The following is a 24374-nucleotide window of genomic DNA, read 5'->3' on the forward strand; positions in this document are numbered from 1 at the left end:
GAGATTGTCGCGAATACGCCACGGCCTCACCGAGCCGACGCCCCGTATAGGAAGGAACTTGAACCAATGGCCCGTTTGCGTTTCGCCGCGGCTACCATAGCCGCCGCGACGGCGCTGGCCTTCGCCTCGCTCGGCCCGGCACAGAGTGCGGCGGCGGCGAAGCCCGTCCAGCTCTATGTCGCGCCGAACGGCAACGATGAGGCGTCCGGCAGCATCGACCACCCGTTCAAGACGCTGGAAAAGGCTCGCGATGCCATCCGCGGTCTCAAGGCCGACGATGCCCGCACCGGTCGTGTCGTCGTCAACCTGCGCGACGGGGTGTATCAGCGTTCCGGATCGTTCGAGCTGACCGGCGCCGACTCCGGAACGTCCGACGCTCCGATCGTCTACCAGGCGTACCCGGGCGAGAAGGCCTCGATCGTGGGCGGCGAGTACCTCAAGGGCGCCGACTTCACCGCGGTCAGCGACCCGGCTGTGCACAACCGCCTGCCGGCGCAGTCGCGCGACCAGGTCCGGGAATACGACCTCGCCGCCGTGGGCATCACCGACTACGGCGAGATCCTGCAGACCGGATGGGGCCTGCCCCCGGCCGATGCTCTGCCCGAGCTGTTCTTCGACGACAACACGATGACGCTCGCCCGCTACCCGAACACCGGCTACGTCAAGACCGGCACCATCATCGACCCGGGCGCGAACCCGCGCGCCGAGGGGGTAGCGCCTAAGACGCGTCCACTTCCCCCGATCTACGACCACGGCGCGACGTACGGCTATACGGACCCCGAGCCGGCGAAGTGGCAGAACACCGGCGACATCTGGATGTACGGCTACTGGTACTGGGACTGGGCCGACGGAAACCTGCGCGTCAAGTCGATCGACACAACGAAGAACACCATCTCCACCGCGACGGCATCGCACTACTCGGTGCGCAAGGGCCAGCGCTACTACTACTACAACATCCTCGAAGAGCTCGACTCACCAGGCGAGTACTACATCGACCGCACCACCGGAAAGCTCTACTTCTACCCGCCGTCGTCGCTGGCCGACCAGACAGTCGGACTGAGCACCGAGACCGCGCCGCTGGTCTCCCTGGACGGCGCATCACACGTGGCGTTCGACGGACTGACCTTCGGGCTCTCCCGCGGTGACGCCGTGCACATCTCCGGCGGCACCGGCAACGTCGTGCGCCACAGCGTCTTCAAGGACCTCGGCGGGGTCGCCGCGAACATCAGCGGTGGCACGGACAACGGTCTTGACGGCAACGAGATCACGAAGACCGGTACCGGCGGCGTCATCGTCAACGGGGGCGATCGCCGGACGCTCACGCCGGCCCGGAACTACGCCAACAACAACGTCATCCACGACTACAGCAGACTGGCGCTGACCTATCACCCGGGCGTGCAGCTGCTGGGCGACGGCAACGAGGCCGCGCACAACGAGATCTTCGACGGACCGCACCAGGCGATCGCATTCGAGGGCAACGACCATGTGATCGAGTACAACGACATCCACAACGTCGTGCAGCAGACCGCCGACGCCGGCGCGATCTACGCCGTGCGCGACTGGTCCGCGCAGGGCACGGTCATCCGGTACAACTCCATCCGCGACGTCGGTGGACCGAGTGCGCCGTCGAACGACCAGAGCGGCATCTACCTCGACGACATGACCAGCGGAATCCGCGTCTACGGCAATCTGCTGCGGAACGTGCCGAGGCCGTTCCTGATCGGTGGTGGCCGGGCCAACGTGGTCGAGAACAACATGGTGATCGACAGCCCGCTCCCGCTCTCCCTCGACGACCGCGGCCTGAACTGGGCCGCATACCACTGCGCCTCAGGCGGCACCCTGCGGACGAACCTGGAGACCATGCCCTACCAGGCCGAACCGTGGCGCAGCCGCTACCCGAACCTGGTGACGATCCTCGATGACGTGCCCTGCTCGCCCAGGCACAACTCCGTGCAGCGCAACGTCTTCCTCCGCACGCCGCAGATGAGCATTGCGGCTGAGGCCCGCACCAACGGCGTGATCACCAACAACTGGGTGACCACCGAAGATCTGCACTTCGTCGACTACGCCGGCGGCGACCTGAGGCTCCAGGCGGACTCGCCGGTCTTCTCCAAGGTGCCCGGATTCCAGTCCCTGCCGCTCGACCAGGTGGGCCCGGGCAAGCCCGGTCTGGAGATCGGCGTCGAGGGCTGGACGGGCTCGGCAGTGGCGACCGACGCGCAGGCACACACCGGAAACAGCAGCTACTCTCCCCGTCCAGGCCGCGATTTCCTCACCCACTCGGTGGGAGCGGAAATCGACGGCACGGTGTCGATGTGGTTCTACGACGACGCGACGCAGAAGTCGCTGGCCGACGCCGGAGATGTGCCGACGGGCGTCGGAGCGTCGGCGCCTCGCATGCTCGGGGTGAACACCAAGACATCGACGACGCACTACGTGTATCGCGTGGGTGACACCTGGACGGTGACGGATGTCGCGCGCACAACCGGGTGGCACGAGTTCACGTGGGTGTACGACGGTACCGGGAAGGTGGCGATGTCGGTCGACGGAACACTGGTGGCCACGGCGGACAACAGCCCGACGTTCAACACCGTGCGGCTCGGTCACTGGTGGCCCCAAGGCCGCACCGGCAAGGTCTACTTCGACGATGTCAGCATCCTCGCACCGCCGGTGCCGCTGCCCGCTCTCCCGCCGCTCGGCGACGGCACCACGGGCTGAGAACACGGTCTGGTCCACCAAGCGCCGTTGAGCACGCCGCCCCGACCGGTTGTCCGGTCGGGGCGGCGTACTCACGGTGTCAGGACTGGCAAGTGTGCCGTCACGTCCCCATGTCGAGGTCCGGGGAGCAGAACGATCCGCCGAGGTAGCGGTCGAACTCGCCAGTGAGGTGCGCGACGTCGGCTGCGTGGAGTTCCGCGTCGTCCCTCGGTTCATAGCCCAGGGCCTGGGCCTCGGCCAGGCTCCATCGGCGGCGCGTGTTGGCCGAGACACCCCAGGCGATCGTGTAGCCAGGACTGGGGGCGGTGAGTGCCGCGTTCAGCAAACGGGCGCAGTCGTCGGGTGACAGCCAGGCCGAGAGCATGCGCGCGTTTGCGGGCTTCTCGAAGCACGAGCCGATGCGCAGGCAGACCACGTCCAGTCCGTAGCGGTCGTGGTACAGGCTGCCGAGTGCCTCGCCGGCTACCTTGCTGACGCCGTAGAAGGTGTCGGGGCGGGGCTGGAGGTAGTCGGCGGCTTCGGTGCCGTCGTCGGGGTGGAAGCCGGCCACGTGGTTGCTACTGGCGAAGATCACGCGTGGCACACCGGCGCGGCGGGCGGCTTCAAAGACGGTGTAAGTGCCGTGGATGTTGGTGTCGAGGATCAGTTCCCATGGGTGCTCGGTGCTCAGCCCGCCCAGGTGGATGACGGCGTCGACACCCGCGCAGGCCTCGTACATGGCGGTCAGGTCGGTGATGGAGGCCTGGATGGTCTCCACCGCTTCCCCGACGGCGGGTTCGGGCAGTGGGGCACGATCGAGCAGTCGCAGGATCCTGCCGGGTCGGGCCAGTCGGTCGCGCATCAGGGTGCCGACGCCGCCGGCGGCTCCGGTGATCAGGATGCATTCGGGCGATACGTCGGGCAATGGTTGCTCCTCTGGTGCGTACGGCCGCGTCTTGGCTTCATGGGCGACCGTTGTTCACATCGGTGAACACTCTAGATGGCCCACATGTACCCGTCGAGGGCCTTGCGAACCGGACCTACTCACTGTGTGGACCACCCTTGACGACCCTCTGGATGGCGACCTACCGTTCTCGTGCTGTTCGAGAATGTATCCGCTGTTCACATATATGAAATGAGTTACCGTGCCCTCTCTGAGCGGAGTCCTCTTCTTCCCGGTGACGCCTTTCGACGCCACCGGTTCACTCGACCTCCCAGCACTGCGTGCGCACCTGGCCGCCGGCCTTGCCGCTGGGCCCGGAGGCGTGTTCGTCGCCTGCGGCACCGGCGAGTTCCATGCCCTGGCCGCGGATGAGTACGAGCAGATCGTGCGTGCCGCCGTCGCGGAGGTGGCCGGCGCCGCCCCCGTCTACTGCGGCGTCGGTGGTGCGCTGCCCACAGCGGTCCAGCTGGCCCGAACCGCCGCGGACGCCGGAGCCGACGGGCTGCTGCTGCTGCCGCCCTACCTCGTCGCGGGGCCGCCCGCCGGCCTTGTGGCCTACACGCGCGCGGTGGCCGGTGCCACCGAGCTGCCGCTGATCGTCTACAACCGGGACAACGCCCGCTACACGCCGGCCTCCGCGGCCGCGGTGGCGCAACTTCCCACCGTCACCGGTTTCAAGGACGGCGTCGGCGATCTCGACCAGCTCAGCCGAATCATCGGCGCCGTCCGCGGGGCGCTGGAGGGCTCCGACAAGGACTTCCAGTTCTTCAACGGCACGCCCACGGCCGAGGTCACCGTCCCCGCCTACCGAGGCATCGGCGTGGACCTGTACTCCTCCGCCGTCTTCTGCTTCGCCCCCGAGATCTCGCTCGCCTTCTACGAGGCCGTCACCACCGGCCGCACCGAGCTGGCGGACCGGTTCCTGACCGAGTTCTTCCACCCCCTGGTCGAGCTGCGCAACACCACTCCCGGCTACGCCGTCTCCCTGGTCAAGGCCGCCGTCAGGCTCCGGGGCCTGGACGCCGGTTCTGTACGGGCCCCCCTTGTCGACCCCACTGAGGAACACCTGGAGCGGCTCCGGTCCATCCTGGAGGCCGGCCTCGCCCTGACGGAAAGGAGCCAGGGATGAGCAGCGTCCGCATCAGCGCGATCACGGTCACCCCGGTCGCCTTCCATGACCCGGCCCTGCTCAACGCGGTCGGCGTGCACGAGCCCCATGCGCTGCGCGCCATCGTCGAAATGGAGACGGATGCCGGCGTCAGCGGCCTCGGCGAGACCTACGCGGACGCCGCCCATCTGGACCGTCTGAACGCCGTCGCGCGCGCCCTGGTCGGCCAGGACGTCTTCGCACTCAACACGATGTTCGACCTGACGAAACGGACGCTGGGCAGCGACCGCGGGGGCGACGGCCACGGTCTCACCGGCATGATCACCACCAGTAGCACCGTCGACCGGGTCCACTCTCCCTTCGAGGTCGCCTGCCTGGACATCCAGGGCAAGCTGCTCGGCCGTCCCGTACACGACCTGCTCGGGGGCAAGGTCCGCGACGCCGTGCCGTTCAGCGCCTACCTCTTCTACAAGTGGGCCGCCCATCCCGGCCACGAGCCCGACGCCTGGGGCGCAGCCCTCGACCCGGCAGGGATCGTCGCCCAAGCCCGCACCATGGTCGAGCGCTACGGCTTCACCGCCATCAAGCTCAAAGGCGGCGTCTTCCCACCGGACGAGGAGATCGCCGCGATCCGCGCCCTGCGCGAGGCCTTCCCCGACCTGCCGCTGCGCCTGGACCCGAACGCCGCCTGGACGCCTCAGACCTCCCGGCGAGTCGGCCGCGAACTCGCGGGCGTGTTGGAGTACTTGGAGGACCCGACCCCCGGCATTCCCGGCATGGCTCAGGTGGCCCCCGAGGTGCCGATGCCACTCGCCACCAACATGTGCGTGGTCGCCTTTGACGAGATCGATCCTGCCGTACGCGCCGGCTCGGTCGGTGTGATCCTCTCCGACCACCACTACTGGGGCGGCCTGCACCGCTCCAAGCTGCTCGCGGGGATCTGCGACACCTTCGGGCTGGGCCTGTCCATGCATTCCAACTCCCATCTGGGCGTCAGTTTGGCCGCCATGGTCCACCTCGCCGCCGCCACCCCCAACCTCACCTACGCGTGCGACACCCACTGGCCGTGGAAGCGCGAGGACGAGGACGTCGTCCTCCCCGGCCCGCTCGCCTTCAAGGACGGCTCGGTCGCCGTCCCCACCACGCCGGGCCTGGGCATTGAACTCGACCGCGACGCGCTCGCCCGCCTGCACCGGCAGTACCTCGACTGTGGTCTGCGCAACCGTGACGACACCGGCTACATGAAGCGCATCGACCCCACCTACGAACTGGTCAAGCCCCGATGGTGACCAGCATCGGCTACGCCTACCCCTGGGACCTGGACGGCGACCCGCAGGCAGCGGGCCGCATCCGGGCCACCGGCGTGGACGCGGTCGCCCTGGCGGCCACGTACCACGCCACCCGAGCCGCCACCCCGCTGCACCCGACCCGGCGGCTGGTCGAGGCCGCCCATGCCGCCTGCTACCTGCCCGTGCGATCCGAAGTATGGCGCGGCCGCCGACTGGCCCCCCTCACCCCCGCGTGGCTCCCCGGGCCCGACTCCTTCGGCCGGGCCCGGGATCAGCTCCGCCTGCCGGTCCATGCCTGGACCGTGCTGACCCACAACAGCGCGCTCGGCCTGGCCAACCCCGATCTCATGGTCCGTAACGCGTTCGGCGACAGATATCCGTACGCCCTCTGCCCCGCCGCCGAGGAAGTCGCCGACTACGCCGAAACGCTGGTGGACGAGGTGGTGCGGCTCGGACAAGCGGCGGGCATCGTGCTGGAGGCCTGCGGACCGCTCGGCATCGACCACGGCGGCCACCATGACAAGGCCGAGTTCGCCTGTTGGACCCCGACCCAACGCCAACTGCTGTCGCTCTGCTTCTGCCAGGCGTGCCGCAGTGCGCACACTCGCGTCGGACTCGACACCGAAGAGATCGCGGCCCGCGTCCGCGCCGCATGCGGACCTGAGGCGATCAGCGTGGAGCAGGCGCTCGGCGCCGAGACGGCCGCGGCCCTGCGCGCGGTGCGCACCGGCACCGCCTCCGCCTTTCGCCATCGGATGATCGCGCAGGCACGGGCCGCCCAGCCAGGCATCCACATCACTGTGCACGGTTCCCCCGACCCATGGGCGACCGGCGCGTTCCCCACACTCGCCAACGACCCGGCCCTTGGCGCCGAAACCCTGGTCACCAACGCCTGGGAAGGCCCCGAACGGTCCGAAGCCGCCATCCGCGCCACGGTCGCGCTCGCCGGCACGGGCAGTCGCGTCGGCGCCTACCTGCGGCACGACGCTCTCGGCACGCGCTCGCCCGAACACCTCGTCAGTCGGCTCCGTGACTTCGGCGTGAGCGAATTCCATCTCTACCATCTGGGGCTCGCCCCGCAGGCCGGCCTCGACCTCTTCGGTCGGCTGACCGCCGCCGCCCGGGCCGGCCGCAAGCCCGCGTGACCGTCCCGCCACCGCACCACAGCCGAGGAGAGACACCATGAAACACGACTGGGCGCACCCGGGGCCGAGTTCCACCACCCCCGCGCTGCACGAGCGGGTCCGTCGGCTGCCTGGCGTGACATCCGACTGGACCACATCGCATGAAAAGCAGTCGCGGCGGCCGTCTCCGTCGGACTAAGGTCTTGCGCTTTGGTGTCCAACGCCGTTGGGTGCCGGAGCACAGGGGGTGAATGCGGTGCGGCTGTACGCGGTGGTGGCGGCGGGAGGGTTCCGGCGCTATGCCACATACCGGACGGCGACGGCGGCAGGAATCTTCACCAACACCGTCTTCGGGTTCATCATGGCGTACGCCTATGTGGCGCTGTGGGACGAGCGTCCGCAGCTCGGTGGTTATGACATGTCCGAGGCGCTCACCTATGTGTGGCTGGGGCAGGCGCTGCTGATGACCTGCGCCATGCTGGGTGGCGGTTTCGAGGACGAGCTGATCGAGCGGATTCGTAACGGCGATGTCGCGGTCGATCTCTACCGTCCGGTGGACCTCCAACTGTGGTGGATGGCAGGCGATTTGGGGCGGGCTGCGTTCCATCTGCTGGGCCGTGGCATCGTGCCGATGCTGTTGGGTTCGCTCGCCTTCGATCTGGCGCTGCCCGCCTCGCCGGGGATCTGGCTGGCCTTCCTCGTCTCGGTGACGCTCGGTGTCGTGGTCAGTTTCGCGATCCGCTATCTGGTGGCGCTGTCCGCGTTCTGGCTGCTGGACGGGGCGGGGGTGTCGCAGATGACGGCCCTGGCCGGGATGTTCTTCTCCGGGATGCTGCTCCCGCTGACGCTGTTCCCCGGGGTGCTGGGCGACGTGGCGCGGGTGCTCCCGTGGTCCTCGCTGCTCCAGGTGCCGGCCGACGTGCTGCTCGGGAAGAGGACCGGCTGGGGGGTGGTGGAGGCGTACGCCTTCCAGGGTGGCTGGGCGCTGACGCTGCTGCTGGTGGGCCGGCTGGTGCAGTCGGTGGCGACGAGGAGGGTGGTGGTCCAGGGTGGCTGAGACGGCCGGTGCGGTGGAGGTGGCCGGGGCCGGGGCGGCGGATGCGCCCGAGGTGGTGTTCGTCGAGCGGTCGAGGCTGGTCGAGGGCGTCCGGGCCTACGGGCTGATCGCGGCGATGTGGCTGCGCTCGACGATGGCGTACCGCGCCTCGTTCGCCATGACGGCGTTCGGGAACTTCGCGGCGACCGCCTTCGACTTCGTCGCGATTTTGCTGATGTTCTCGCACGTGGACGCGCTGGGCGGATACACGCTGCCGGAGATCGCGTTGCTGTACGGGGCCTCCGGCACCGCTTTCGGCCTTGCCGACCTGGTGCTGGGTTCGATGGACCGGCTGGGGCGGCGGGTGCGCGACGGCACGCTCGACACGCTGCTGGTACGCCCGGTGCCGGTGATCGCCCAGGTCGCGGCGGACCGGTTCGCGCTGCGCAGGCTGGGGCGGATCACCCAGGGCGCTCTGGTGCTCGGGTACGCGCTGGTGACGCTGGACATCGGGTGGACGCCGCTGAAGGTGGTGATGATTCCGCTGATGCTGCTGAGCGGGGCGGCGATCTTCGCGGCGGTGTTCGTGGCCGGGGCGGCGTTCCAGTTCTTCGCCCAGGATGCCTCGGAGGTGCAGAACTCGTTCACGTACGGAGGGAACACGCTGCTCCAGTACCCGCCGTCGATCTTCGCGAAGGACCTGGTGCGCGGGGTGACGTTCGTGGTCCCGTTGGCGTTCGTGAACTGGTTGCCCGCGCTGTACGTGCTGGGTCGGGACTATCCCCTGGGCCTGCCGGACTGGGTGGCGTTCCTGCCTCCGGTGGTGGCGGGCCTGTGCTGGCTGCTCGCGGGCCTGGCCTGGCGTGCGGGGCTGCGCGCGTACCGCAGCACGGGCAGTTGACGGAACACCGGGCGGGGCAGAGCAGGGCACGGCAAACACAAGGGCAGGGGCACCGGACGACATGAACAGCGACAGCGACACCGACTGCGGCAGCGAAACCGGCATCGGCACCGACTTCATCGAGCTCGACAAGGTGGAAAAGGTCTTCGACGTGCGTCGCAAGACCGGCTTCATGCGGGGTGAACGCCGCCAGGTGCGGGCGGTCGATTCCATCAGCTTCCGCGTCGCGCGCGGCGAGATGGTCGGCTACATCGGCCCGAACGGCGCGGGGAAGTCGACCACGATCAAGATGCTGACCGGCATCCTCACCCCGAGCGGCGGCCGGCTGCGGGTGGCGGGCATCGACCCGTCCAGGGAGCGGACCAGGCTGGCACACCGGATCGGTGTGGTGTTCGGCCAGCGCACCACGCTCTGGTGGGACCTGCCGCTGCGCGACTCGTACCGGCTGATGCACCGGATGTACCGGATTCCCGACGCCCGCTACCGCGAGAACCTGGACCGCTGCGTCGAACTCCTCGACCTGGGCGAACTGCTGGACGTACCCGTACGGCAGCTGTCGCTGGGGCAGCGGATGCGCGGGGACATCGCGGCGGCGCTGCTGCACGATCCCGAGGTGCTGTACCTGGACGAGCCGACGATCGGCCTGGACGTGGTGTCCAAGGCCAAGGTCCGGGGGTTCCTGCGGGACTTGAACGCCGACCGCGGTACGACCGTGCTGCTCACCACCCACGATCTGACGGACATCGAGCAGCTCTGCAAGCGCGTGATGGTGATCGACCACGGGCGGCTGATGTACGACGGTGCACTCGCCGGACTGCACGAGGTGGGCGAGAGCGAGCGGATGCTGGTGGTCGATCTGGAGCGCCAACTCCCGCCGATCCGGCTGGAGTCGGCGACCTCGGTGCGTACGGTCAAGGTCGAGGGGCCGCGCCAGTGGCTGGCCTTTCCGGCCTCGGATTCGGCCGCGCCGCTGGTCGCCCGGATCGCCGCGGAGTATCCCCTGGTCGACCTGTCGGTGCGGGAGCCGGACATCGAGGCCGTGATCGCGAAGATGTACGTGTCGGCCGGCGGCAGGTAGGTGCGTGCGGATTCGGCGGATGGGCGGATCGGTGACGGGAGCGTGGGCGTTCAATAGGCTGAGCGCATGACAAGTGACCTCCCGGACATGCGTGCTTCCGATGCCGAGCGTGAGCGAGTCGCCGAGACCTTGCGTGACGCGGTGGCCGAGGGCAGGCTGGAGATGGACGAGTTCGAGCACCGGCTCGATGCGGCCTACAAGGCGCGTACGCACGGGGAGCTGGAACCGCTCGTGCGTGACCTCCCGGCACCGGGCACGGCGGTGGCCCCGTTGGGTCCGGCCCCGGCAGCCGCGGCGACAGGTTCGGCGGTGCGCTGGGCGGACCGGATCGGCAAGCCCGCCACGTCGGGCGGTGCGTTCGCGATGTGGAGCGGTTTCCGTCGCCGGGGAAACTGGACGGTGGGCCGGAAGTTCACCGCGTTCGCGATGTGGGGCGGCGGTGAGATCGACTTGCGCGAGGCCGACTTCGAGGACCGCGAAGCGGTCATCCGCTGCTTCACGATCATGGGCGGTATCCAGGTGACGGTCCCGCCGGAGCTGAACGCCGAGGTCAGGGGCATCGGCATCATGGGCGGCTTCCACGAGCGCGCGCCGAAGGACCAAGGCGTCGTGTCCCCGGACTCCCCACGCGTGCGGATCATCGGTCTCGCGCTGATGGGAGGCGTCGGCGTGGAGCGCAAGCGGAGCAAGGCGGAGAGGCAGCGGCTGAAGGACGCGCAGCGGGCGCGGGAGTTGGCGGAACGCGAGCGCGGGCGCGAGCGGGGCCGGCTGGATAAGGGCGAGGGCCGCGGTGACTAGCCCAGTACCCGGGCGCCCCGGGTGATCGCCGCGATGCTGCTCGTCATCGCCGTAAGAACCCACCTGTCATCGGCCTGTCATGCCGAGCTCATTCGCCGTGCACGTGGCTGGACGATGGTCATAAGGCTTCTGATGGACCCATCGCCAACCTGCTGAGGACAGACATGTGCCGTGACGGACACTGCGAACATGCGGCAGATCCCCTGGTACCCGATGCCGCGGGCGCCGACGGCTCGGCAGCCGCACCGGGACGCCGACGGCTGCTGGCCGCGGGGATGGCGGGCGCGGCCGCCGTCACGCTCGCCCCGGTCTCCTTCGCGCAGGCGGCCGACGGCTCGTCCGGCGGCACGCCTGCGGCCAGTGGCGAGGAGACCCGCGTCATCGCCGGATCCCTGAAGACCGGTGCCGCGGACTTCGTCTACCTCCCGGTGGAGGTCCCCAAGGGTGTGCGGCAGATCGCCGTCTCGTACTCCTACGACAAGCCGGCCGTCCCCGCGGGCACCCCGGGCAACGCCTGCGACATCGGCGTGTTCGACGAGAAGGGAATCGCGCTCGGCGGTCGCGGCTTCCGCGGCTGGTCCGGTGGTTCCCGCACCTCTTTCGAGATCAGCAACAGCGACGCCACGCCGGGCTACCTGCCCGGTCCGGTCAACCCCGGGACCTGGAACATCGTCCTCGGCCCCTACCAGGTGGCGCCGCAGGGCATGAACTACCGGGTCGAGGTCACGCTCACCTATGGCGAGCCCGGACCCGACTACGTGAAGAACTACCCGCCGCAGCGGGCCAAGGGCCGCGGCCGGGACTGGTACCGCGGCGACTGCCACCTGCACACGGTGTACTCCGACGGCAAGCGCCTGCCCATCGAGGTCGCGGACGGCGCGCGCGCTGCCGGGCTGGACTTCTTTGTCTCCACCGACCACAACACCCCCGCCTCGCACGCCGTGTGGGGCCAGTACGCCGGGCCGGACCTGCTGATCATCGCCGGTGAGGAGGTCACCACCCGCAACGGACACTGGCTGGCTCTGGGCATTCCGGCGGGTGAGTGGGTCGACTGGCGCTACCGCTCGCGCGACGACGCGTTCCAACGCTTCTCGCGTCAGGTGCACCGCGGCGGCGGCCTTGTGGTGCCCGCTCACATGTACTGCGCCTACGTGGCCTGCCAGTGGAAGTTCGGGTTCGAGGACGCCGATGCCACCGAGGTGTGGACGGGGCCGTGGACCTACGACGACGAGCACGCGGTCAGCACGTGGGACCAGAAGCTGGGCGAGGCGCTCCGTACCGGCCGGCGCTGGCTCCCGGCGATGGGCAACAGCGACGCGCACAGCACTCCGCAGGTCATCGGCCTGCCGCACAACGTCGTCCACGCGGACGACCTGGCCACCGACTCGATCCTCGACGGTATCCGCGCGGGCCGGAACTGGATCGCGGAGTCGTCCTCCGTCGAGCTGACCTTCACCGCCGGCGGGAACGGCAAGCAGGCCGGTATCGGCGAGAAGCTGAGGGTGCCCGCCGAGGCGCCGGTGGACATCCGTCTGGATGTCCAGGGCGTACCCAACGGCACGGTCCGGTTCATCACCGACGAGGGTCAGATGCACCAGGGCACGCTGGGTGCCTCCGGTACCGGCTCGGTGGTGTGGCGGACGACCGCCTCGCTTGCGGCGTACGTGCGCGCCGAGGTCCGCCACCGGATGCCGGACGGCACCCCGGGCCAGGGCAACACCATGGGCGAGGCTCTGATGTTCGGCCCGATGGCCGCACTCACCAACCCGGTCTTCCTGGAGAAGAAGGGGGCCTGACGAGAACCCGCACGGCCGACGAACGGCGCACGGCGCGCGTCGGCGTCGGCCGAGCCGAGGTTCCGTGATGAGGCCGTCGCGTTCGGCCGACCGGCCGTCAGAACTGGTCGGAGAGGGGCCGGTCGTGTCGCAGGGCCGCCAGGTCCACCCGTGATCCCAGTCGGCGGTAGCCCGTGTCGTTCAGGTGGAGGTGGTCGCCGGAGTCGTAGGCGGGCAGCAGCCGGGTCGGGCGGAACGGGTCGCGGGCCGCCTCGTCGAAGTCGATGAACGAGTCGAAGACCCCGCCCGCCCGGATCAGCTCGTTGACCCGTTCCCGTACGGCGTTCCGTGCGGGTGTCCAGGTGTGGAACCCCTTGTACGGCATCAGTGTCGCCCCGACGACCCGCAGCCCGCGTGCGTGGGCGCGCCGGGTCAGGGAGTGCAGGGCGTCCGCGATGCGCTGCGGGTCGGTTTCCTGCGGGAACTGCTGCACGTCGTTGATGCCGAGCGCGATGACGACCGTCTGCACCCCGGCGACGTCCAGTACGTCGCGGTCGAAGCGGGCGCTCGCCCGTACGCCGCGGCCGTCGCGCAGGATGCGATTGCCCGCGATGCCCGCGTTGACCACGCCGTACCGGCCGCCGAGCCGGTCGGCGAGCACGTCGGGCCAGCGGCTGTTCGCGTCGAGGGTGGAGCCGGTGCCCGCGGTGAGCGAGTCGCCGATCACGGCTATCGTTCCGGCGGCGGACCCGTTGTGTACGTCGACGGCGGTGAGGTAGCGCCAGTCGGTGGTGCGCCAGGTGCCCCGTTCGTCCTCCACGTACGACGTCTGGTGCGCGCCCGGGTGGACGGTGACGGGGCCCTCGGCGGTGGGGGTGCGCAGGGTGACGACGAGATCGGCGTCGGCGGCGACCGGGACGAGGACCGGGTCGCTGACGGCCTGTCCGCCGGCGGCTATGGTCACGGCGCCCGTGCCCCCGAACGTCACGGGGCGGGTGTTCACCGTGGCGTGGTCGATGACCAGCGGGTACGTACCGAAGAGGTTGGAGAGGGTGATGCGGGCCGCGTCGCCGCCGATGCTGGTGTGCACGACGTTACGGATGGTGCGCCGGCTCGGATCGCCGCCGTGGTAGGTGTCGGTCACCCCGGCGGTGGGGGCCGCCGCCCAGGTGCCGAGCCAGAGGCCGGTGGAGTGGGCCGGTGCGGCGGGCGTACGGGCGACGCCCCGCGGGTCGGGTGCGGCGATCTGCTGTGACCGGGTGCCGGAGCCGGTGAAGAGCAGGGATCCGGCGAACGCCACACCGGCGGCGAGCGCGGCGGTGCCCGCCACGAGGGTGATGAGCAGGGCGTACCCCTGGCGCCTGGGCATGGGCGGTGGTTCTCCTCGTGGTCGGTCGGGCTGATCCCATGATGAGGCAGGGCGTCGGGAACTAGACGTGCGGCCCGGGAGTAGGTCAGGTAGGGACAATGCGTACGGGACACCGGGGGCGATGCGTACGCGGACGGGTGGAGCGGATGGAACGGATCGATCGGACCGGACCCGGGGAACAGGGTGCGGGGCAGCAGGAGCGTGCCCGGGAGCTGGAGGCGGGTGCGGCCCGTCCCGCGTCCGGTGGCCGCCCGGGCCCCCTCGCCTCGTTCGCGTACACCGCGGCGGACGAGGAGAAGCGGCGCGGCGTACGCAGGATGAAGACCACGGCCACGGGCCTCCTCCTGCTGGTCGCGCTGGTGTACGCCCTCGCCACCTGGGCGAAGAACGCGGGTGTGGGCGGCTGGCCGGGTTTCGTCGCCGCGGCTGCCGAGGCGGGGATGGTGGGTGCGCTGGCCGACTGGTTCGCCGTCACGGCGCTGTTCAAGCATCCGCTCGGCCTGCCGATCCCGCACACCGCCATCATCCCCACCAAGAAGGACCAGCTCGGAGCCTCGCTGGGTTCCTTCGTCGGGGAGAATTTTCTCTCCGGTGATGTCGTACGCAGCCGCATACACGCCCTCGGTATCGGTGGCCGGGTCGGGTCCTGGCTGGCCGAGCCGGCCCACGCCGACCGGGTCACCGCCGAGCTGTCGACCGCGCTGCGCGGCGCCCTGACGGTGCTGCGGGACTCCGATGTGCAGGCCGTGGTGGGTGAGGCGATCACCCGGCGGGCCAACGCGGCGGAGATCGCTCCCGGCCTCGGCAAGATGCTGGAGAAGATCGTCGCCGACGGCGGCCACCGCAGGGTGGTGGACCTGATCTGTGTGCGCGCCCACGACTGGCTGGTGCTGCACGGCGATTCGGTGATGAACGCGGTGCAGGGCGGGGCGCCGGGCTGGACGCCGCGGTTCGTCGACAAGCGGGTGGGGGAGCGGGTCTACAAGGAGCTGCTGCGCTTCGTCACGGAGATGCGGGACATGCCGGGGCACCCGGCACGCGCCTCGATCGACACGTTCCTGACGGACTTCGCGGCCGACCTCCAGACGGACGAGGACACCCGGGCGCGGGTGGAGCGGCTGAAGTCGGAGATCCTGGGGCGCGCCGAGGTCCAGGAGGTCATCGCTTCGGCCTGGTCGTCCGTACGCACGATGATCATCACGGCGGCGGACGACGAGCAGAGCGAGCTGCGGCTGCGGGCGCGGGCCTCGCTGCTGACGTTCGGCGCGCGGCTGGCGACGGACGGGCGGATGCAGGCCAAGCTGGAGGGCTGGCTGGAGGACGCGGCGGTCTATGTCGTCACGACGTACCGCGCGGAGATCACCTCGCTGATCAGCGACACGGTCGCGAGCTGGGACGCGGCCCAGACGTCGAAGAAGATCGAGGCGCACATCGGCCGTGACCTGCAGTTCATCCGGATCAACGGCACGGTGGTGGGTGCGCTGGCGGGGCTGCTGATCTATACGGTGTCGCGGGCGCTGGGGGCGTAGGGCCCGGCCGGGGTCCGCGGGGGGCGCGCCCCCGCGGACGTACGGCTCCGGACCGGTCCCGCCCCGTTCAACGGCCGCTTCGATTCAGAGGGGCTCAGGCGGCCCGGCGGGTGACCGCCCACGACGCGGCGGCCACGCCTCCCGCCACGGCGAACACGGCGGGCCAGGCACCGACCTTCTTGGCCAGCGGGTGCGAGCCGGCGAACGCGGCGACATACGCGGTGGTCAGCCCGGCGGCCGCACGCGGTCCGGCCTGCCGGTTCCACTGGTACGCGGCCACGGAGCCCGCGGCGGCGAGGGCGACCCCGCCCAGCGGCCGCTTCTTGGTCCATCGTGCGACGGCGTACCCGCCGACCAGTCCGCTCGCCGCCACCGCCGCTGCCGGAACCTTCGCCATCGCAGCCACCTTCGCCTTCTTGTCCGAGTTGTCCGGGCTCGGAGCCCGGGTCATTCGAGGCTAACGCGGTGCCCGGACAAACGGTCGCGGAGGGGGTGCACATGCGTTTACTCTGGGGGTGAACGCATGTACACCCCTGCGTCGTGCTCTCGTGCGGCGCCCGCGCGCGACACCCTTGCCGCCGAGCACCGTACGGAGAGCCATGCCCGCGGACATACCCGCCGACATACCTGCCCCGACCGCCGCCACGAATGAGGCCCCGCACCCCCGCTTCGCCGTCGGCGTGCTGGCGTTCTGCGGTGTCGTGGTCGCGGTGATGCAGACGATCGTCGTACCCCTGCTTCCGCACATCCCGGCCCTGACCGGCGCCACCCCGGCCGCCGCCAGCTGGCTGGTCACCGTCACCCTGCTGACCGGCGCCGTGTTCACACCCGTCCTGGGCCGGGTCGGTGACATGTACGGCAAGCGGCGGGTGCTCATCGCCTCGCTCCTCGTGCTGGTGGTGGGCTCGGTCCTGTGCGCGGTCAGCTCCCACATCGGCGTGCTGATCACCGGCCGCGCTCTGCAGGGTGCGGCGCTCGCCGTCGTCCCGCTGGGCATCAGCATCCTGCGCGACGAACTCCCGCCCGAGCGGGTGCTGTCCGCCGTGGCGCTGATGAGCTCGACGCTCGGCATCGGTGCGGCGGTCGGGCTGCCGGTCGCGGCGCTCGTCGTGGAGAACTTCGACTGGCACACGATGTTCTGGGTCTCGGGCGTGATCGGCGTCATCGACATCGTGCTGGTGCTGTGGTGCGTACCGGAATCCCCGCTCCGCACCCGTGGCCGTTTCGACGCCGTCGGTGCGTTGGGGCTGTCCGGGGCCCTGGTCTGTCTGTTGCTCGCGGTCACCCAGGGCGCCGACTGGGGCTGGACGTCGGTGCGTACGGTGGGTCTGCTGGCGGCCGCCGTGGTGGTGGCGCTGCTCTGGGGCGCGTACGAGCTCCGCGTGCCGACGCCCATGGTCGATCTGCGGGTCTCGGCCCGCCCGGCCGTCCTGCTCACCAACGTCGCCGCACTGCTGATCGGCTTCGCCTTCTACGCCAACTCCCTGGTCACCGCGCAGATGGTGCAGGAGCCGAAGGCGACGGGTTACGGGCTCGGCGCCTCGCTCGTCGTCAGCGGGCTGTGTCTGTTGCCGGGCGGCGTGATGATGGTGGCGCTCTCGCCGGTCTCGGCGCGGATCTCCGGAAGGTACGGTCCGAAGGTCAGCCTGGCGCTGGCGGCGGGTGTGATCGCGGCCGGATACGTGGTGCGGTACTTCACCAGCCACAGCCTCTGGCTGATCATCGCGGGTGCGACAGTCGTCGCCTCGGGCACGGCCATCGCGTATTCGGCACTGCCCGCGCTGGTCATGCGCGGCGTCCCGGTCAGCGAGACGGGCGCGGCCAACGGCCTCAACACCTTGATGAGGTCGATCGGGCAGGCCTTCTGCAGCGCGACGGTGGCCGCGGTCCTCGCCAACCTCACCTTCCTGGTGGGTGGCCGGGCCGCCCCGACGCTCCACGCCTACCAGGTGGTCTTCCTGATAGCGGCGGGCGCGGCGCTCGCGGCGCTGCTGGTCACGCTGTGCCTGCCGGGCAGCCGTGCACCCGTGGCGGCGGGTACGGGTACGGTCGAAGGGAGCAGCCGCAACGTCCCGGGCGACCGCAAGGACGGCGTGCGGACGATGCCGGTCCAGGAGATCCGGGAGACCCAGGAGGGCGCATGATCAGCGGCCAGGCCACCGTACCGGGACCGGCGTCGGCGCCAGGACCGGCGGCGGGACCGGAGCCGACCACGGCCACCGCAACCGCCATCTCCACCGCCACCGGTGCGGCCACCGCCACCGCCATCTCCGCCGTCACCGATCCGGGCACGGGCCGGGACTCGATCCTGCGCGCCGCGCGCCGGGCGTTCACGCAGCGTCCGTACGCCGATGTGACCATCAGGGGCATAGCGGCCGACGCCGGAGTGAGCCCGTCCCTGGTCGTGAAGCATTTCGGCCGTAAGGAAGAACTCTTCAACACCGTCGCCGACTTCGGCCCGGCCGCCGCCGAACTCTTCGATGCCCCGCTCGACATGCTGGGCCGCCACATGGTGGTGACGCTGGTGCGCCGCCGTCGCGAACTGCAGTCCGACCCACTGCTGCGGGTCGTGTTCTCGCTCGGCAACCGCGACGAACGCTCCCTGCTGCGCGACCGTTTCCACGAACAGGTCACCGACTCCCTGGCCGCCCGCCTCTCCGGGCCCGAACCCACCCTGCGTGCCGAGCTGATCGCCGGACACCTCCTCGGCCTCGGCGCCACCCTCAGCCTCCACCGCGAAGGCGCCGGCGCGGACGCCACCCCCGAACACATCGCGGACCTGTACGCGCCCGCGTTGCAGGCCTTGATCACGGAGTGAGGGACCGGCGGCGCCGGGCCGGGCATGTATGGTCTGGGCCATCCGGACGAGGGGGGCCTCATGTCTATCCGCACCAATGTGCGCACCACCGCAACGGCCGTGGCCGCGGCAGCAGTTCTCGGGTCGGCCCTGGTGGGCTGCACCGGCGCGACCACGTCGCAGGGGCCGGGTGACGACGTTCCGTACGTGGCGCCGTCCGTGAACGCGTCGGTCATGGCCAAGACGGCCGAGGACGCCGCTGCCGAGCAGAGCGCCTCGGACGCGGCGAGCGCGGCGGCGGAGGCGAATGCGGCGGCCGAGGAGGCCGGCAACAGACCGGAGGCCGTACGCGACGCCTTCGCGGGCCTCCAAGCGACGCTGAAAGACACCTGCACCCCGGGATCACCGAACTGCGCCTACTTCCTGGGCCGGGTCCACGACGAACTGGTGCGCCTGGAGAAGGCGATGAAGGCGGACGGTCAGGGCCCCGCCCACTTCAAGGAGCCGTTGGCCCGGATCAGCACCCTGCGCAGGACGCTGAACGGTGACACCACCACGGACAACCTGGAGAAGCACCGCTCCGAACTGCTCGGCACCCGCGACCGCATCAACACCTGGATGCAGGGCCACCCGGAGGACTACCGCTGACGCCCGCCGGACGGCCGGTCGCGCCGCGGCGGGGCGAGGGCGCCGACGCGGCCACGCATCACCCCGGTACGAGCGCGACGCGGCTCGTACCGGGGCGGGCGGGTCGGGGAGGGGATCAGCTGAAGACGACCGAGCGGAGCTTCAGCCGGCTGGAGGCGTGGCCGCCGAAGGGCCGGAGGGTGAAGTAGTCGCCCTGGCAGTCGGCGTCGGTGAAGACCGTCGCGGTGGCGTCGGTGAGGTTCAACGGAGTGTGGGCGGGGTTCGACGAAGCGGGGTCGGCGACCTCGGGCAGGGTGATGCACATCCGGCTCGGCGGGTCGACAAGGAAGCCGAGCTGTGGCGAGCCGTCGAGACCGGTGTACGTGTACGCGAAGTCGCCGGAGGCCGCACCGGCCGAGGTCGGCACGGCCATGATGAGCGCGAGCGCGCCGAAGGCGGCGGCCACGGTGGAACGAAGACGCATGAGGGCACTCCTTGTACGGGGGAAGCGGAAACGGCCCAAGTGTGAGTCCCTGACCTGCGGTTACGGCCGAATGCGGGTGCCGTCACCCGGACGGGAGCCGCTGAATCGGTTCTGCCGACGGCCATGTGGGTCATGCGTGTGGCCCCCAGAGTTGACCACCGAGGGCGGGACCGGTCCGCCGGCACCCGCCCTTTCCGTCCCGTGGGTGGGCGCGATGTCGGTGGGGGCGCGTCCTAGGGTGGCCCGATGAAGACGCAGATGATTGTGCTCAACGGTGGCTCCAGCTCGGGGAAGTCCGGGATCGCCCGGTGTCTGCAGTCGGTGTTGTCGGACTCGTGGCTGACCTTCGGGTGCGACACACTGGTCGACGCGATGCCCGCGGCCATGCGTGCGTCGGACGCGGGCATCGAGTTCGCTCCCGACGGGGAGGTGATCGTCGGCCCCGAGTTCCGTACGTTGGAGACGGCGTGGATCGAGGGCGTCGCCACGATGGCACGCACCGGAGCCGGAGTGATCGTCGACGAGGTGTTCCTCGGCGGCGCGGCTTCCCAGCAGCGATGGCAGAAGGCGCTCGGCGGGCTGCGGGTGCTGTGGGTCGGAGTCCGGTGCGAGAGCGCCGTCGCCGCGGCCCGGGAGATCGCGCGGGGTGACCGGGTACCCGGCATGGCGGCCGCACAGGCGGACGTGGTCCACCGGGGCGTGACCTACGACCTGGAGGTGGACACGACGCGGAGCGAGTCCATCGAGTGCGCGCGGATCATCGCCGGCCACATCGAGTGACCGGGGGCAGTCCACCGCGCCACTGATCGATTCCGGACACAGCACTGCAGTTCGCCGGGTTCCGGCTCACCGACGACCGCCGGTGCACGGGTTCAGGAGCGTCTTCGCCCCGCCCGTGACGGCCTTCGCCCCCGTGACGGCCTGCGGGCCGTGACGGGGGCGGGTTCGAGCGGCTACTGCTGATTCCCTTGCGGGAGACGTCAGTTGGCGGGTGCCTGGTAGAGGCCCCGGCCGGCCCGGTGGGCCCGGGAGGTGGCGACGAGCCGGTCGAGGGTGCTGCGTACGGTGTTGATGCTGTTGGGGGTGAGCTCACGCCCCAGCGCCTTCGTGACTTCGCGGGCGCGGACGGGGGTGTCGCCGAACGTCGACAGCACCTTCATGGCCATCTCGGTGAGGCTGCCGCTGTCGTCGACGACCGGTGCGGCGGGCGCCGCCTTCTTCGGCGCCTTGGCCTTGGCGGGCTTGGTGGCGGCCTTGGTGGCGGGCTTGGCGGCGGCCTTGGTGGCCTTGGCTGCCGCGGCGGGCTTGGCGGCGGCCTTGGTGTCCTTGACGGCGACGTCCTTCTTGGCCTGGCCGCGCGTGCTCTGCGGCTTGGCCGTAGCCTGCTTGCGAGCCTTGGGCGCGGACGCCTTACGTGCGGTGCGGCGCGCAGGGGTTGCCGCCGTCGCCTCCTGCTCCCGCTCCTGCGGGGCTTCTGCCTGGACGGCGGTGGCGATGGACTTCTGCGCCTGCTGCGGAATCCGGGGAGCGACAACGCTCTCCGCCCCGGCCTCGGCTTCCGCCGTCACGTCCTCAGTCTTGACGTCCCCTGCCGGGACATCCGCAACCTTGGTGCCCTCGGCCCGGATGTCCTCCGTCCCCGTGTTCGAGGAGGGAACAGGAGCAGTGGACAGCACGCGCAGAGCCGTCAGCGCGGTACGCACCGACTCCAGGCGCTCGGTGACTGTCGCGAGTTCCTTTTCGAGGGTCTGCTGGTGCTGCTCCAGACGCGGAAGTTCCGCCTGCAGTACGGCAGTTGTGGCATCGATGGTGTCGAGAGTCTTGGTCTCGGAGGTCATGTTGTCGTCCTTCTCTCCCGGCCGACCGTTGGTGACCGATGTGTTGCAGCGTAAGGGGCGTTGTGTTGTGGCCGGAAATCGACGCGTCGGCGCGACCGGCCAGGAGCCACTTTCCGCACGGACCGCCAGCCTCCTGAAACGTCCCGTCGGGCGTCCCGGAAACCGGTCGCAAGGCACTCGTTCGGCCCCGGCGCCGTCGCCGGCGAACGCATCCAGCGGGTCCTGCAAGGCCGGGCCGATGCCGACGGACGCAGCCTGGAGGACGTCACCGACGACGCCCTGAGCATCCAGTCCCTCAAACGGCCGCCGCGAGCAGCCCGGCCAGGGTCTCGCCCTCGGTCATCCGGTCCCCATCGGGGTCCGGATCGGCCGTTCGACGTCTCAGGGCTGCGACCAGCCGGGGTAGAGCAGATTCACACGCACGTTGTTGTCGAAGCCGTCGAGTCCGAAGAAGCGCTGGTCCATGACGATGGCTTCCTTCATCGACGCGTCGTCCAGCACGGCGAAGGTGTAGTAGCCCGCCTCCGGCGGAGCGGCTTCCTCACGTATGACGCCGATGCCGAGCAGCCGGTCCCGTTCCGCCTGGATGTGCCGCACCAGCGCGTCGTTCGACTCGTCCGAGTCGAGTACCTCCATGATCCGACGCGCGAAGTGCTCGTTGGCCGCGCCGGTCGCCCCGGTGATGTTGGCGCATGCGTAGCGGACCGATTCCCGGAGTTCCGGCGGCAGCAGCAGGTAGGCGAACCGTGTCCCGTGAACGGCCAGACTCTTGGTCGGACACACGAGGCGGAACGTGAGATCCCGGTCGAGACGGGATGTCGGCTCGGCACGTGAGGACCGGTCCCAACGCGCGTACTGGAACGTTCCGTCGACCAGCACCAACGAGCCCGTACGGCGCTGCCACTGCGCGACCCTCTCTATCTGCCGTTCGTGCACCGTGGTGCCGAAGACCCAGATCGGGTCGCAGAGCACGAGAGCGGACTTGCGTTCCGGCAGGTCGAGCTCGGCGGCCTCACTGTGCAGGAGATCGGTACTGACTTGGCGCATGGGGATGCCGAGGGAATTGCAGAAGTAGTAGCAGGAGTAGTAGACGGGAGGTACGTAGCAGACCTCCTCCACCCCCATCTCCTTCAGCGCGAGGAAGGAACCCAGCAGAAGGGGGCTCGACCCGCTGGACACATAGACGGCGTCCCGTTCGTAGGCGACGCCGTCCGCCTTGGCGTGAAACCCCGTGATGGCATCGGTCAAGGAGGCCGAATCGGAGAGGAAGTTGTAGTTCTGGAGCGTTCCGGGATCCTGCGCCACCACATGCGTGCCGTCGAGATACCGGCCCGCGTACGGGTGTGTGGTCTGCCAGCCGGACAGGAAACGGCCGGACTTGTTCGTACGCGAGGTGCTGTCCAGCTCACGGTGCAGGCGCAGCATTTCCGCAGGCGAAACGCTCATTCCAACCCCCCAGTCAGACGATCCGGTGGGCCGGTCGGCCCGCCAGCGCGCTTTCGATCGTGCCGATCCATGTATCCGCTCGCCGGTGCACACTCTCGGCGGTGTACCAGCCGTGGGCCGGTGTCAGTACGGTGTTGGGCAGCCCGGTGTAAGGGGCCGGCGAGCCGATGACATCGAGGCCCGCTCCGGCGATGGTTCCGTTGCGCAGAGCGTCCGCGAGTGCCTGCGGATCGATGAGTTCGTCCGAGGAGATGTTGACGACGTACGCCGTAGGCTTCATCAGGGCGAACGTCCGTCGGTTCAGCAGATGGTGGCTTTCGGGCGTCAGTGGCAGACACAGGAACACCACATCGGCGGTTTCGAGCAGCTCCTCCTGCCCGACCTGCGTGGCGCCCTGGATCGTCCTGGTGCTCCGGTTGGCGAACCGGACCCGCATGCCGAGCCCCTGGGCGATCGCGCAGATGCGTGTGCCGATGTCGCCTGCGCCGATGACACCGGCGGTCTTTGCCTCGACTTCGAGGGACAGATGCCCAGAGGCGGCGGCTCCGGGAGTGGTCGGACGAGGGCTCACAGAGCCTTGCTTTCGGCCCTGTTGAGACCTCATACAGCCTTGACCATGGGGGTGATGTCGACCAGCACCACCGCACGTTCACCCGGGCATGATTCGTTTCCTCGACGGATCGGATCGACGTGATGGCTGACCCGCTCGTCGTGGATGCCGTAGGACTCCAGCGCCTCCTCCAGATCGAAGGACGCCTTCAGTAGATCGGGGGACACCTCACCGGGGCCGTTGCCCGCGCACGCCACATCTGCGACGTAGTTCGTACCGCCGATGGCGTTCCGCTTGTAGATGAGGTGGGCGAAGTGGAAGGGCTCGCCGTCCTGGTGAAGGAAGTTGGGCGAAGACACGGCCGTTCCCTCACTGTCCTCGACGGAGAGTTTGATGAAGTGCACGCCCACGTGCATGGGCAGATTCTGCTCCCGCTCGCTCCACCAGGTCTGAGCGAAGTCGAACAGGACGATCCGCTCCAGCAGGGGATTGGACTCCGCCCGTGCGGAGATCGCGGGAAAGAACCGGTCCATCCCCTTGTGTTCCGGGTTGTAGCCACCCTGGAAGTAGTGGGTGACTTCGCCCAGGCGGTCGTCGCCGACCTTGGGCACCCAGTGCAGCTTCTTCTCCCAGGGAAGAAGCACCGCGCAGGAGTGCCGACGGTAGCGGTGCAGCAGAGGATCTCCGTAGGGGTCCGGCGGGAGGTCGGCGAACTCCTCCTTCAGCTCCCCGAGCCAGGTGTCGATGAGGTCCGGCTCGAATTCCCTGGACAGCGAGAACCGTTCGAAACCGTTGGCCGCCAGCGACGGCCCCTGATGCCCCTGCACGCCGAAGCCCCTCCCGTATGCCCCTGTTACGCCTGGTGGACGATGCCCCCCCGGGAGTGACATGCCCAGGTCGAAAGGCTGTCAACCCCTCTTGTCGGCGGTGCTGTTGACGCACCGGCTGTATGGATTTTGATCTCCGCGTTCACTGCGAGGGCGTC

22 protein-coding genes are annotated in these 24374 nt (G+C 69.7%); 14 read left to right on the plus strand and 8 right to left on the minus strand.

The features are described 5' to 3' along the window. Positions 1–66: 66 nt before the first annotated feature. A complete protein-coding gene (locus tag ACZ7L9_RS24820) occupies positions 67–2718 on the plus strand; it encodes a right-handed parallel beta-helix repeat-containing protein (RefSeq protein WP_471418220.1) in 2652 nt (883 codons plus the stop codon). 100 nt (positions 2719–2818) lie between these two features. On the opposite strand, the gene ACZ7L9_RS24825 is transcribed toward ACZ7L9_RS24820, so the two are convergent. Then, positions 2819–3622, minus strand: coding sequence for an NAD-dependent epimerase/dehydratase family protein (locus ACZ7L9_RS24825; RefSeq protein WP_471418223.1), 804 nt, complete (start codon positions 3620–3622; stop codon positions 2819–2821). Positions 3623–3842: 220 nt separating this feature from the next. Between ACZ7L9_RS24825 and ACZ7L9_RS24830 the strand changes: the two genes are divergently transcribed. From ACZ7L9_RS24830 to ACZ7L9_RS24865, 8 genes are all read left to right on the plus strand, one after another. Further along, complete coding sequence (locus ACZ7L9_RS24830) at positions 3843–4769, plus strand: 5-dehydro-4-deoxyglucarate dehydratase (protein WP_471418225.1); 927 nt, start codon at positions 3843–3845, stop codon at positions 4767–4769. Next, on the plus strand, positions 4766–6037 hold the full coding sequence (locus tag ACZ7L9_RS24835; RefSeq protein ID WP_471418227.1) for a glucarate dehydratase family protein: 1272 nt from the start codon (positions 4766–4768) through the stop codon (positions 6035–6037). Before ACZ7L9_RS24830 ends, ACZ7L9_RS24835 begins: the two co-directional genes overlap by 4 nt. Beyond that, positions 6031–7182: a hypothetical protein gene (locus ACZ7L9_RS24840; RefSeq protein WP_471418230.1), complete on the plus strand. Its 1152-nt coding sequence runs from the start codon at positions 6031–6033 to the stop codon at positions 7180–7182. The genes ACZ7L9_RS24835 and ACZ7L9_RS24840 overlap by 7 nt, the downstream gene beginning before the upstream one ends. A 235-nt stretch (positions 7183–7417) precedes the next feature. Beyond that, positions 7418–8218, plus strand: a complete 801-nt coding sequence (locus ACZ7L9_RS24845) for an ABC transporter permease (RefSeq protein WP_471418327.1) — start codon at positions 7418–7420, stop codon at positions 8216–8218. A 19-nt stretch (positions 8219–8237) separates the two neighbouring features. Then, positions 8238–9098 (plus strand): ABC transporter permease, encoded by an 861-nt coding sequence (locus ACZ7L9_RS24850; RefSeq protein ID WP_471418330.1) that lies wholly within the window; start codon positions 8238–8240, stop codon positions 9096–9098. 61 nt (positions 9099–9159) lie between these two features. Further along, entirely contained in the window at positions 9160–10176 is a 1017-nt protein-coding gene (locus ACZ7L9_RS24855; RefSeq protein WP_471418232.1) for an ABC transporter ATP-binding protein, read from the plus strand. A gap of 87 nt (positions 10177–10263) precedes the next feature. Next, on the plus strand, positions 10264–10974 hold the full coding sequence (locus ACZ7L9_RS24860) for a DUF1707 SHOCT-like domain-containing protein (RefSeq protein WP_471418332.1): 711 nt from the start codon (positions 10264–10266) through the stop codon (positions 10972–10974). A 275-nt stretch (positions 10975–11249) separates the two neighbouring features. Continuing rightward, the gene (locus ACZ7L9_RS24865; RefSeq protein ID WP_471418334.1) at positions 11250–12770 is read left to right on the plus strand and encodes a CehA/McbA family metallohydrolase; all 1521 of its coding nucleotides are present in this window, start codon (positions 11250–11252) and stop codon (positions 12768–12770) included. 97 nt (positions 12771–12867) lie between these two features. Here ACZ7L9_RS24865 and ACZ7L9_RS24870 read toward each other — a convergent pair whose 3' ends face one another. After that, the gene (locus ACZ7L9_RS24870) at positions 12868–14118 is read right to left on the minus strand and encodes an SGNH/GDSL hydrolase family protein (RefSeq protein WP_471418234.1); all 1251 of its coding nucleotides are present in this window, start codon (positions 14116–14118) and stop codon (positions 12868–12870) included. Between the two features lie 146 nt (positions 14119–14264). On the opposite strand from ACZ7L9_RS24870, the gene ACZ7L9_RS24875 reads away from it, so the two are divergent. After that, positions 14265–15647: a DUF445 domain-containing protein gene (locus tag ACZ7L9_RS24875; RefSeq protein ID WP_471418236.1), complete on the plus strand. Its 1383-nt coding sequence runs from the start codon at positions 14265–14267 to the stop codon at positions 15645–15647. A 94-nt stretch (positions 15648–15741) separates the two neighbouring features. Here ACZ7L9_RS24875 and ACZ7L9_RS24880 read toward each other — a convergent pair whose 3' ends face one another. Then, complete coding sequence (locus tag ACZ7L9_RS24880; protein WP_471418336.1) at positions 15742–16044, minus strand: hypothetical protein; 303 nt, start codon at positions 16042–16044, stop codon at positions 15742–15744. 202 nt (positions 16045–16246) lie between these two features. Here ACZ7L9_RS24880 and ACZ7L9_RS24885 point away from each other — a divergent pair, with 202 nt between their 5' ends. The 3 genes from ACZ7L9_RS24885 to ACZ7L9_RS24895 are packed head-to-tail and all read left to right on the plus strand — an operon-like array spanning position 16247 to position 19092. Then, on the plus strand, positions 16247–17791 hold the full coding sequence (locus ACZ7L9_RS24885; RefSeq protein WP_471418239.1) for an MFS transporter: 1545 nt from the start codon (positions 16247–16249) through the stop codon (positions 17789–17791). After that, a complete protein-coding gene (locus ACZ7L9_RS24890; RefSeq protein WP_471418241.1) occupies positions 17788–18465 on the plus strand; it encodes a TetR/AcrR family transcriptional regulator in 678 nt (225 codons plus the stop codon). Before ACZ7L9_RS24885 ends, ACZ7L9_RS24890 begins: the two co-directional genes overlap by 4 nt. Before the next feature lie 60 nt (positions 18466–18525). After that, positions 18526–19092, plus strand: coding sequence for a hypothetical protein (locus ACZ7L9_RS24895; protein WP_471418243.1), 567 nt, complete (start codon positions 18526–18528; stop codon positions 19090–19092). 115 nt (positions 19093–19207) lie between these two features. Here the strand turns inward: ACZ7L9_RS24895 and ACZ7L9_RS24900 are convergent, their stop codons facing one another. Beyond that, the gene (locus ACZ7L9_RS24900) at positions 19208–19555 is read right to left on the minus strand and encodes a hypothetical protein (RefSeq protein ID WP_471418246.1); all 348 of its coding nucleotides are present in this window, start codon (positions 19553–19555) and stop codon (positions 19208–19210) included. Between the two features lie 246 nt (positions 19556–19801). Between ACZ7L9_RS24900 and cpt the strand changes: the two genes are divergently transcribed. Further along, the gene (cpt, locus tag ACZ7L9_RS24905) at positions 19802–20335 is read left to right on the plus strand and encodes a chloramphenicol phosphotransferase CPT (RefSeq protein WP_471418248.1); all 534 of its coding nucleotides are present in this window, start codon (positions 19802–19804) and stop codon (positions 20333–20335) included. Positions 20336–20535: 200 nt separating this feature from the next. Here the strand turns inward: cpt and ACZ7L9_RS24910 are convergent, their stop codons facing one another. The 4 genes from ACZ7L9_RS24910 to ACZ7L9_RS24925 form a co-directional block, all read right to left on the minus strand. After that, positions 20536–21393 carry a hypothetical protein gene (locus tag ACZ7L9_RS24910; protein ID WP_471418250.1) on the minus strand — a complete coding sequence of 286 codons (858 nt, stop codon included), beginning with the start codon at positions 21391–21393 and terminating at the stop codon, positions 20536–20538. 381 nt (positions 21394–21774) lie between these two features. Next, entirely contained in the window at positions 21775–22839 is a 1065-nt protein-coding gene (locus ACZ7L9_RS24915) for a pyridoxal phosphate-dependent aminotransferase (protein ID WP_471418252.1), read from the minus strand. 13 nt (positions 22840–22852) lie between these two features. Next, the gene (locus tag ACZ7L9_RS24920; protein ID WP_471418255.1) at positions 22853–23410 is read right to left on the minus strand and encodes a 2-hydroxyacid dehydrogenase; all 558 of its coding nucleotides are present in this window, start codon (positions 23408–23410) and stop codon (positions 22853–22855) included. A 29-nt stretch (positions 23411–23439) separates the two neighbouring features. Next, positions 23440–24216, minus strand: coding sequence for a 2OG-Fe dioxygenase family protein (locus tag ACZ7L9_RS24925; RefSeq protein WP_471418257.1), 777 nt, complete (start codon positions 24214–24216; stop codon positions 23440–23442). Positions 24217–24374 lie beyond the last annotated feature (158 nt).

Source organism: Streptomyces sp. NPDC111516 (assembly GCF_055635345.1).